Consider the following 10871-nt stretch of genomic DNA (forward strand, 5'->3'; position numbering starts at 1 on the left):
GATGAAAAAGATTCGCTGGGGCAGATTATTTGCCTACTTGATTTTGACTTTCTTTGCAATTATTACTGTCTTTCCTTTCATTTATATGATTTTGGGTGGATTAATGAGTTTCCAAGAAACAACAACGATTCCGCCAACAATCATTCCAAAAAATCCACAATGGGGCAACTATGCTAGTGTTTTTGCGCAGGCTCCATTTGCACGCTATTTCTTAAACACCTTCATTACTGCGAGTGTAACGACAATTGTTAGTTTGTTCAACGCTATATTAGGTGCCTTTGCAATGGTTAACCTTCGTTTTAAAGGCAAGAACTTCGTTCAAATCGTTTTGCTGTCATTGCTGATGGTTCCTGGTGAAGCAATAATTTTCACCAACTACAATACTGTTGCAAAGATGGGCCTTCTTAACACTTATCTCGGTTTGGTATTGCCATTCCTTACTTCAATTTTCTACATGTACTACTTGCAGAGCTATTTTGGCGCTATTTCAAGAACAATTTATAAGGCTGCCAAAATTGACGGTGCATCTGACTGGGAATATATTTGGAAAATTTTAGTCCCAATGTCACGGGGTGGTTTATTCACTGTTGGTTTGTTAAGCTTTATTTCTGGCTGGAATTCATTCCTATGGCCATTGTTGGTAACTAATGAAGACAGTATGCGGCTTCTTAACAACGGATTAACTAATTTCGCTTCTGATGCCGGTAGTGAAACCCAATTGCAATTAGCTGCTGCTACTTTGACAGTTTTGCCAATTTTAGTTCTTTACTTCATTTTTAGAAAACAAATTATTCGCGGAGTAGTTCGTAATGACCTTAAGGGATAAAACAACCGTTACTTTTTATAATGGCTTGACTACAATTGGCGGGCCAATGATTGAAGTCGCCTATAATGATTCACACGTTTTGTTTGATTTAGGCGAGGTATATCGTCCTGAACTCGGTTTGAGTATGGACGATGAAGATTATCAGACTTTGATTAAGTACCAATTGATTGGTGAAGTTCCTGATTTTTATGATGAAAAAATCACGGGTAAAGCAATTGATACCAAGCGTTGGAAACATAGTGCAGCTTATATTTCTCACCTGCATCTGGATCATAGCAAGGCTTTAAATCTGCTTTCACCAACGATTCCATTGTATGCCGGCCCAATTACGGCTCACTTGCTGCCAGCATTAAATGAAAAAGGCGATTTTCTTTTGCCAGCAGCCGGTCATGAAAAAGGCTACACTCGTCCAATCATCGCTGCTGAATATAAAAAGCCGATTAAGGTTGGCGAGATCACAATGGAAATTTGGCCAAGCGATCACGATGCATATGGTGCTACCGGTCTAATTGTTAAAACCCCGGATAAAAAAATTTCATTCACTGGTGATATTCGTTTGCATGGCTATCATCCGGATTGGGTACATGAATTCTTAGCTGCTTCAAAGGGTGCAGATCTTTTCATTACTGAAGCAACTGGCAGTTCATGGCCTGAAAGAAAGAATGAAAAGCAAAGTGAGGAATTTACCGGGATTAACAATGAAGATGAATTGACACAAGAAGTTGTTCGTCTTCAAAAAGCTAATCCAAAACGGCAAATTACTTTTAACACCTACCCAACCAATGTTGAAAGATTGCTTAGAATCATTTCTGATTCACCACGGAAAGTTGTTTTGCATGCAAAACGGGCTCATTTGTTGCATAAGAGTCTGGGCAAAGAATTTCCGTACTATTACTTGCCAGAGGAGCCGAAGTTCGCTGATCTGAATCCAGAACCGGAAGTTTCTTATCAAGATCTTCTTAACGATGATCACGAATTCCTTTGGCAAGCTGTTGCTTACTTTGATCAGTTGATGGAAGGCGGATTGTATATCCATTCTAATGCTGAGCCACTTGGTGATTTCGACCCAGCATACAAGCCTTTTGTCGAAAATTTTGCTAAACATAATGTGGAATATAAAGCTCTGCGTTGTTCTGGCCACGCAGATGAGGGGGAGTTACAAGAAATCATCAGCGAGGTTCAACCAGCTATTTTAGTACCAGTGCACACATTGCATCCGGAGCTGGTCGAGAACCCATATGGAAAACGGATTTTACCTAAGCGTGGTCAAAGCATCACGCTTTAGTGAATCAATAAAATTTGTTGTTTAGTTTTATTTTTTGGGAGGATTAATCCAAATGAAGTTTAGTAAGAAACTTGCTGTGTTGGCTGCTGCCGGCTTGGCATTAATGGGAACAGCTGCTTGTTCTAATGGCAATAGCTCATCTAGCTCAAGCAAGATTCCATCAAAAATTACCAAGAAGACAACAGTTGTTTTTTGGCATGGTATGGTAGGAGTACAACAATCAACTTTGCAAAAGTTGACTAAGGAATTCGAAAAGAAGAATCCAAATATTACCGTTAAGCTTGAAAGTCAAGGTACTTACATCGACTTGCAAGCTAAGATCAACTCAACTTTGCAATCACCAAACAATTTGCCTACAATTACGCAAGCTTACCCAGGTTGGCTTTGGAATGCCGCTAAGAATAAGATGCTTGTAAACTTGACACCTTACATCAACAACAAGAATGTTGGTTGGGGCAGTGCTAAGGCTTCAGACATTAGATCCGAACTGTTGAAGGGCGCTCAAATTCAAGGAACTCAATATGGTATTCCATTTAACAAGTCCATTGAAACTCTAACTTACAACAAAGACATGTTTAAGAAATATGGCATTAAGAAGGTTCCAACCACTATGGCCGAACTTAAATCTGTTTCTGAAACTATTTACAAGAAGAGTCACCACAAGGTAGTAGGTGCTGGTTTTGATTCACTTTCCAACTACTACGTTTTAGGTATGAAGAATGCCGGCGTTGACTTCTCAAGCAAGATCAACTTCAGTGGTTCAACTTCAAAGAGCGTTATCAACTACTACGCAGATGGTATCAAGAAGGGCTACTTCAGAGTTGCCGGTTCAGCACAATACTTATCAGGCCCATTTGCTAACGAAAAAGTTGCCATGTTTATTGGTACTTCCGCAGGTGAAGGCTTCGTTAAGCAGGGTGTAGGCAAGAAGTTTACTTATGATGTTGCTGCTCGTCCAGGCAAATACAACATGCAACAAGGTACAGACATTTACATGTTCAACCACGCAACTGCTGAACAAAAGGCTGCTGCATTTAAGTACATTAAGTTCTTGGTATCTAAGTCAAGCCAACTTAAGTGGGCTAACGCAACTGGCTACATTCCAGTTAACAACTCAGTAATTAATTCTGCAGCATACAAGTCCAACACTTCACTTAAGCTTCCAGCTAAGCTTTCAACTGTTATGAAGCACTTGTACAGCGTTCCTGTAGAAAAGAACTCAAACGCAGCCTATGCTCAATTGAACAGTATTATGCAAACTATTCTTTCTGCAGCTCAAAAGCACCAAAATGTTAATAACGCAATTAACGAAGGTAAGCAAAAGTTTGATGCTGCTTGGAAACAATAAAACTAAATAGCGATTTAATGAAAAACAGACCGTAACTGGTCTGTTTTTTCTTTACTCCGAAAATGATAGAATAATAGAGTTGAAATAAGATTTAATTGCGTAAATGAGAGGTGAGAGTGTTGATACGGCAACAAAATTTTCCCGTAGAGACCAAATATAAATGGTACGATATCAGCAATTTAAGTGAGCAGGATAGCAACAAGCTGCAAGACGATTTTAAATTCACGCCAGACATCATCTCTTATATTTCTGACCGGCATGAACGTCCGCACTATGACTATGACTTGCATACCCATAGTCACTTGCTTGTTTATGATGTACCAATTTGGCCAACTAATTCAATTAAGCACTTCGCCTCGCACCCAATTACTTTCTTGGTAGTTGGAGAAAATATTTTTACTTTCCATACTGAGTCAACTAGCTACGTGTTTGATGAATTTAACGATGTTCAGATACGTGAGCGCTTGTCGCGAGCTAATGATGTTACGGAATTATTGATAGCCTTTCTGCTTTATTCATCACAATATTTCCAGCGTGCAGTTACTCAACTGGATGCAGAAAGAGACAGTTTGGATCAAAAATTGTCGGATGATATCGACAATAAGGATTTAGTTGAATTATCAAATATTGAAAAAAGTTTGGTTTATTTGTCCAGTTCCATTCAAACTGACTTAATCATGCTTCACAGCTTGGATCATTCTAAATTAGAGTTCACTAAAACCGCACGTGAACGTCTAGATGACGTGTTAATTGAATCAAATCAGTCAGCAGAAATGATTCAGATTTCACAGCAAGTAACCAAAACGCTGTCGGCTACATCGAACAATATGATGAACAATAACCTGAACGATACGATGAAATTCTTAACTGTGTGGTCTTTGGTTTTGACGATTCCAACAATTATGACGGGATTTTATGGGATGAACGTTTCACTGCCAATGTTCCATAATCCTTTTGATTGGGTCGTTGTAACCATCGTTACGATTGCGTTAATGATTTGGTTAATCGTTTTGATGCGAAAACATCATTTCTTCTAAGTTGAGGATTTTCAATGAAAAACAAAGTATTTATCCGAGCACTTTTGGCTACTATTTTTGCGTTTATGCTTTATTCGGCTAGTTTGCGCGAAATGAATAGTGCCAAAATCAATATCATTGAACCTAAAAATAGCAAAGTCAATAAGAAACAAACTAAAGAACCAAAGGTTAAAATGCCAACTGCGAGTTCAAGCATCAGTCAAACTTCTGCATCTTCCAAAGTTACTGTTGAAAAGGGCAGCAAAACTTCATTGGCTTCAGCAATCAAAAAGGCAATGGGCAGCACTGCCTCCTATCAAGTAGCCGTACAGGATCTGAACAATTCTGCACGCTATGCTCGTTTGGCTACAACATCTGAAGCTCATAATGCCAGTGGCGTCTTGAAAATTTTGGTTTTGGCGACTGTTTACTATCAAGAACAAAAAGGAAAGTTGAGTATCAAAACTGCGATTAAAATTAAAAAGTCAGATCGCGTCAAAGGTGAAAAGCTTCTGCAAACCAATATGGGCTATAGTATCGCATATTTGCGTCAAGCTATGATGAAAGGCAATAAGACTGCAGGCAATGCATTATTGCGGAAGACTGGCAGCAAGAATGTCGCTGCAGTTGCCAAAAAGTTTGGTGCTACAAGTACAACTATCAGCGGCACCTTTACTAACCCACCGGTTGGCAACACGAACCAGCAAAGATTTAGATTTGGTTTTGAAGGGACTTTATCAAGGCAAAGTTTTGAATCAAAGTCATGCACAGCTTGTTTTATTAGGATTGTATGGCTCTAGAACCAAGCTGACTAGTGGTATTAGTGGGACTATTTACAGTGCTGGTGATAGTCACTTTGCTGCTGCGATTGTTCAAATGTCAGGTCATTCCTATTGCATCTCTGCGTGGTCCAATTCACAGAAAAACTTTAAGGCTCTAGGCAAGGCTGTTAATACTTGGTTTAATAAGAATCGTTCATAAGGGAAAATCTGGCAAGAGAGATATTTACTATAAAGTGAATATCTCTTTTTTTTGAATAATTTACAAGCTGTAGATTGTATTCTACACTTTGTAGTGATATATTGTTCTCATGCTGTAAGAGAGGAGGAAAAAAGAATGGTCCAAAAAAGAACTCTTGATTTGAATAAAGTGATTGAAAAAGCTAACGAATTGATTTGTCAAAAAGGCTTGTCGGAAACAACGATGCCTAATTTGGCCGAGGCTTTAGGCGTTAGATCACAATCGCTTTATCATTATGTTTCAGGGAGAAAGCAGTTGCTTTCATTAGTGGGAGCTAGCAGAATTAAACTTTTGCATCATCGGCTGGTTGATAGTCTAATGGGTTTATCCGGCAAGGATGCTTTGTTAAAATTTGCTGATGTTACGCGCAATTTTATTTTGCATGATCCATCTTTGGCAAGTATTTTGTATCACTTGAATGAATACGGCAAAGAAGATGCAATCACGCAGGAAATTATGGCTCTTTTTGCTCTTGGCGAGAAGTTCAATTTGAAAAAAGATGAGACTATTTCTTTTCACGCTCTTGTTGGAGCAGTTTTGGGATATGTCTTTCTAGATAAATCAACAGCCTTTGCAAACGAAAGCGATGAAAAGGCAAATGAGGACTACCATAAGATTATCCTACGGTTAATTGAACCGGTAGCTATTGTGCAGTAATGAATACAGGAGGAAGAAGAAAAGTGCAAAAGTTTTTAAAGAATCATGTCTTTTCTTTAATTGCATGGATTTTAATTTTGCTCATTTCAGTTATTGCTCTGCCTAATGTTAGTCAGTTGACTAATGATCACTCGAACATTTCTTTGCCAAGCAATGTTCAAAGTGAAGTTGCGCAAACAATTCAAAACAACTGGGGTAAAAAGAAGAAAAATACCTATGAAGTTGCAATTGTTTTCAACAAAAAGAAGGGCAAATTAACTAAAACTGATAAGGCAGCAATCAATGCGACCGTTTCTAAGCTTGAAAATAATAAATCCAAGTACGGTATCACTGATGTGCTGGCTCCAGATTCAAACATTGCTACCCGTAAGAAGCTGCAGTCAAAAGACGGCACGACTTGGGTAATGCAATTAAATATTTCAAAGAAGAAGGGAAACGAATATCGCCGAATTGGGGATGTTGAAAGTCAACTTACTAAGGCCGTAAAGACCTCAGGAGTTAGAACTTATGTAACCGGTGCAGACGTCTTGCAAAATGCATTCTCAACTTCAGTTCAGAAAGGAATCAAGAAGACTGAAGCAATTACAGTTGTCTTTATCTTTATTGTTTTAATTATTGTCTTCAGATCACCAATTGTTCCTTTGATTTCTTTATTAACAGTTGGGGTATCATTCTTAACTTCATTCTCAATTGTTACTAATTTAGTTCAGAGATGCAATTTCCCATTTTCAAACTTTACGCAAGTGTTTATGGTGATCGTTCTGTTCGGTATCGGAACGGACTATAACATCCTGCTGTATGACAAGTTTAAAGGGAATCTGAGTAAGAATATGGGCAAGTACGAAGCTATGCATGATGCTTTGCGTAGTGCTGGCAAGACTATTCTTTATTCAGGTTCTTCAGTTTTAATTGGTTTTACTGCATTAAGTTTAGCTAAATTCTCAATTTACCAATCAGCCGTTGGTGTTGCTGTTGGTGTTGCTGTCTTGTTAATTGTTCTTTTAACCTTGAACCCATTCTTTATGGCTGTACTTGGTAAAAGAATGTTCTGGCCAGTAACTAAATTTACTGGTGAATCAGAAAACAAGTTGTGGCATGGCATTTCTGCTTCAACTTTAAAGCACCCAATTCTTTACTTAATTGTTTTAGCAGTTGTTACCATTCCATTCATGTTAATGTACAACGGTCATTTGAATTATGATGATACCGATGAAATTGCAGACAGTGTTCCTGCTAAGCAAGGTTTATTGGTCGTACAAAAGCACTTCTCTAAGGGGATGGCTGAACCATCATACTTGTACATTAAGAGTAATCACCGTTTGGATAATGAAACCAATTTAAAGCTGATTGATCAATTGACTAGGCAATTGCAATCATCAAAGGATGTTTCATTTGCAACTTCTGTAACGGAACCTTATGGTGAAGCAATTTCACAATTATATGTAAATAATCAATTAGGTACTGTTGATAATGGTGTTGATCAAGTTCGTACCGGCTTAAACAAGTTGAGCAAGGGTAGTCAAAAAGCAACTACAGGTGCGCAAAAGCTTCAAAGCGGTGCAGAACAGTTGCAATCAGGCACTGGTCAACTTCAAAACGGTGCTGATCAATTACACTCAGGTACTGTTCGTCTTGAAAATGGTGCTCAAACTTTACAAAATGGTACGGCTAAATTAGCTAGCGGTGTTGGCAGCTTAACTACTGGTGCTGGGCGTTTATCTAGTGGTACTCATGCTTTGCAAAGCGGAACCAGCAGCTTGGTAAGCGGTGCTAATAGATTGCAAAGCGGTGCAGGCTCACTTAAGAGCGGTACTCAAAGTCTGGTCAATGGTTTGAACCAATTGAGCTCACAATTATCAACTCAATTAAGCAGTTCAAATAAAGCTCAAATTGCTCAACTTGAAAGTGCTTTGCCACAAATTAACAGTGGTATTCAGCAATTGAATACGCAAGTTAGTGGCTTAGATGTTTCTGGTTTGACAAGTCAATTGAATAGTTTGCAACAACAAATTGAACAGGCTCAAACTGCGGCTAAAAGTCAGAGTCAAAAAGCAGTGACTGCTGCTACAACTGCAGCTATTACTACTTTAAAGAAGAAGCATCCAACTGAAATAACAGATGACGATATTAAAGAGGCAGAACAGGCGGCAGAACAAGCTGCTAGTCAGGATGCAACAGGTTCATCTTCATCAGTAAGTTTTAACACCAGTTCGTTAACTTCAACTTTAACTCAAGTTACTCAATTACAAGCAGCTGTTAAGCAATTGGCTACTGCTTCAAACAAGGCATTGCCTGGTGCTACAACTGCTTTAACGCAATTAAGTTCAGGTTTGTCTCAAGTACAAGCTGCTGCTCAACAAGGTGCCGCAGGTGCAAGTCGTCTTAACTCAGGTGCAAGCCAACTTTACACCGGACTTGGTACTTTAAGCAGCGGTGCAAGCCGTCTTAACTCAGGCGCTGCCCAACTTAACACTGGTATTAGTGCTTTAAGTGCCGGCCTTAGCTTCATTGATTCTGGTGCAAACCGTCTTAACTCAGGTGCAGGTCAACTTTACAGTGGACTTCAACAAGGTGCATCTGGTGCTGCTCAATTAAGTTCTGGCATCGGACGATTGAATACTGGTGCAGGTCAGCTTAGCACCGGTGCCGGCAAGCTTGCTTCAAGCATGCCAAAAATTACCAGTGGTCTTGATGAGGCCAACAGTGGTTTAGGTCAAGGTCAAACCTACTTACAAGGTTTGCAATCTTCAGCAGCTGCTAAGACCTTCTACATTCCTAAGGAATACATTAAGAGCGCAATGTTCCAAAAGTCGATTAATGTTTACCTTAGTCCAGATAAGAAGTCTGCAATGCTGATCGTTGTCTTCAATTCAAACCCAAGTGCAACTGAAGCTACTAAGAGATCACAAGAACTTTCAGCTATGGCTAAGAAGTCACTTCAAGGTACTGCTTTGAATGACGCAACGGTTGCAATGGGTGGTCAAAGTTCTAAGATTGAAGATACCAAGAATGTTGCTAGTCAAGACTTCGTCAGAACGGCAGCTATTATGCTTATCGGTGTCGGAATCGCCTTGATGTTCATAACTCGTTCACTCCTTCAACCTGTTTACATCTTGGGTACTTTGCTTATCGCTTACCTTTGCTCATTATCAATTAACCAATGGATTGTTAAGGGTATTTTGAATAGAGACATGCTTACTTGGAACACGCCATTCTTCAGCTTTATTATGTTGATTGCTTTGGGTGTTGACTACAGTATCTTCCTAATGACGCGTTACCAATTAGAACAGGAAGGTTTGAACAGACCGAGTCAAAGCATTTTAAAGGCTTGTGGCATCATCGGAACGGTTGTTATTTCTGCAGCCGTCATCTTAGGTGGTACTTTCGCAGCCTTGATTCCATCTGGTATTCCAACATTAATCGAAGTTGCTTTGACCGTGATTGTTGGTTTACTGATCTTAGTCTCAATCATGCCAATTACTTTGACTGCTGCAACTAAATTGACTTACGAAGGAGTCAACTTCAGTTGGGGTAAGAAGAATAAAGATAAAAATACAAAATAAACTCTAAGATTTTAATAAATGAAAAAGTCGTACAACTGTTAAAGTTGCACGACTTTTTTTATGCCTGTGCTATAATCTTTAGTACGTAAACAAATTGAGGAGGAACAATATGACAACTTGTCCAAATTGTGGGCAAGCAATCACCGCTAATGATGATGTTTGTCCAAAATGTGGTTTTAATTTAAAGAAATATCGTGAAGATTTTTTTACTAAACAAGGGATAAAGAAAAAAACGCGACTGATTCAGAAGCAAAACAAAAAGAAGAAGCAACTACTAGTCGTGCTGCCTATCGCAAAGAATTTCAACCGCAAAAACAGAATTCAACAGTCCAAAAGATGATCGCTTGGATTCGTTCAAATGCCACAATCGTCTTTTTACTAGGTTTCTTACTGCTGATTATCACTAGTTTTTCAGTATCATTGGGCTGGATTTGCTTTTTTGCTCTCATGATTTGGCTGTACATTGTCTGTGACCGCAGTGCAAAGATTAATCAATATACAGCTGACAAACGATTGACTGAAAAGATCAATCAGATTGGATCAGATACTTTTAATTCCATCGCTGATCGTGGAGAAAAGCTGCGTTCACGGAATAAAAAGTTTGAAGAGCATCATACAAAAGTTGAGGGCGAAGTCGAAAAAGTTATAAACCGCAAGCGTCTGCATTTTAACTACAGCCAACTTTCAGTTATCTTGATGGCTTTCATGAGCTTGGTCGTTTTATTTTCTAGTTCAGGTGCATCAGTAGTTAGCTCGGTTTACGACGAAAAAATGTCAATTTCCGAAGTATTGCTCAGCTTTGGTGGTCGTCTTTTAACCTCAGGCAATACCGCACTTTATTCTTTAATCGTTTACCTCGTATGGTTGCTGCTGATTTTATTTCCAATTTTCATTATTTATAATATTTTCAAAAATACGAAAAAGAGTCAGACCATAGCATTTGTTTTATCGCTAATTGAAACGGTCTTCTTAGTTTATCTTGTCTTTCGTCTGTCAAGCAGCAGTCGCGCAAGTACAGGCGTTCTTAGTCAGTTAACCAGTCAGCTGTTGACATATGCTGTATCAATTGGAGCTTCAACTTACTTTTTAATTATTTCAAGTTTAATGACAACTGTTTTGTCGCTGTACAATCTATTTCATAGAAATAAGCAATTAT

10 protein-coding genes are annotated in these 10871 nt (G+C 38.8%); all 10 read left to right on the forward strand.

The annotated features are described in order from the left end of the window. Position 1 precedes the first annotated feature (1 nt). Positions 2-826, forward strand: coding sequence for a carbohydrate ABC transporter permease (locus tag HMPREF0493_RS04155; protein ID WP_006352042.1), 825 nt, complete (start codon positions 2-4; stop codon positions 824-826). Next, entirely contained in the window at positions 810-2111 is a 1302-nt protein-coding gene (locus HMPREF0493_RS04160) for an MBL fold metallo-hydrolase (protein ID WP_006352043.1), read from the forward strand. The genes HMPREF0493_RS04155 and HMPREF0493_RS04160 overlap by 17 nt, the downstream gene beginning before the upstream one ends. A gap of 52 nt (positions 2112-2163) precedes the next feature. Beyond that, complete coding sequence (locus tag HMPREF0493_RS04165) at positions 2164-3459, forward strand: extracellular solute-binding protein (protein ID WP_006352044.1); 1296 nt, start codon at positions 2164-2166, stop codon at positions 3457-3459. Between the two features lie 119 nt (positions 3460-3578). Continuing rightward, a complete protein-coding gene (locus HMPREF0493_RS04170) occupies positions 3579-4496 on the forward strand; it encodes a magnesium transporter CorA family protein (RefSeq protein WP_040457192.1) in 918 nt (305 codons plus the stop codon). A gap of 14 nt (positions 4497-4510) precedes the next feature. Then, a complete protein-coding gene (locus HMPREF0493_RS04175) occupies positions 4511-5275 on the forward strand; it encodes a serine hydrolase (RefSeq protein ID WP_006352046.1) in 765 nt (254 codons plus the stop codon). Then, the gene (locus HMPREF0493_RS09025; protein WP_228117007.1) at positions 5226-5456 is read left to right on the forward strand and encodes a hypothetical protein; all 231 of its coding nucleotides are present in this window, start codon (positions 5226-5228) and stop codon (positions 5454-5456) included. The genes HMPREF0493_RS04175 and HMPREF0493_RS09025 overlap by 50 nt, the downstream gene beginning before the upstream one ends. 135 nt (positions 5457-5591) lie before the next feature. Next, positions 5592-6152 carry a TetR/AcrR family transcriptional regulator gene (locus tag HMPREF0493_RS04180; RefSeq protein WP_040457188.1) on the forward strand — a complete coding sequence of 187 codons (561 nt, stop codon included), beginning with the start codon at positions 5592-5594 and terminating at the stop codon, positions 6150-6152. A gap of 23 nt (positions 6153-6175) precedes the next feature. Further along, the gene (locus HMPREF0493_RS04185) at positions 6176-9715 is read left to right on the forward strand and encodes an MMPL family transporter (protein ID WP_040457189.1); all 3540 of its coding nucleotides are present in this window, start codon (positions 6176-6178) and stop codon (positions 9713-9715) included. Positions 9716-9824: 109 nt separating this feature from the next. After that, positions 9825-10055, forward strand: coding sequence for a zinc ribbon domain-containing protein (locus tag HMPREF0493_RS09030; protein WP_006352049.1), 231 nt, complete (start codon positions 9825-9827; stop codon positions 10053-10055). Continuing rightward, positions 10052-10871 (forward strand): hypothetical protein (locus HMPREF0493_RS04190; protein ID WP_006352050.1); only part of this gene is annotated, 820 nt, incomplete at its 3' end. The genes HMPREF0493_RS09030 and HMPREF0493_RS04190, both read left to right, overlap by 4 nt.

The sequence above is a fragment of the Lactobacillus amylolyticus DSM 11664 genome, from assembly GCF_000178475.1.
GTDB classification, from domain to species: Bacteria; Bacillota; Bacilli; order Lactobacillales; family Lactobacillaceae; genus Lactobacillus; species Lactobacillus amylolyticus.

Bases quoted from the DNA above. Each gene is read 5' to 3' on its own strand.
- HMPREF0493_RS04165 (WP_006352044.1), top strand. From the start codon at position 2,164: ATGAAGTTTAGTAAGAAACTTGCTGTGTTGGCTGCTGCCGGCTTGGCA.
- HMPREF0493_RS04160 (WP_006352043.1), top strand. From the start codon at position 810: ATGACCTTAAGGGATAAAACAACCGTTACTTTTTATAATGGCTTGACT.
- HMPREF0493_RS04175 (WP_006352046.1), top strand. From the start codon at position 4,511: ATGAAAAACAAAGTATTTATCCGAGCACTTTTGGCTACTATTTTTGCG.
- HMPREF0493_RS04155 (WP_006352042.1), top strand. From the start codon at position 2: ATGAAAAAGATTCGCTGGGGCAGATTATTTGCCTACTTGATTTTGACT.
- HMPREF0493_RS09030 (WP_006352049.1), top strand. From the start codon at position 9,825: ATGACAACTTGTCCAAATTGTGGGCAAGCAATCACCGCTAATGATGAT.
- HMPREF0493_RS04180 (WP_040457188.1), top strand. From the start codon at position 5,592: ATGGTCCAAAAAAGAACTCTTGATTTGAATAAAGTGATTGAAAAAGCT.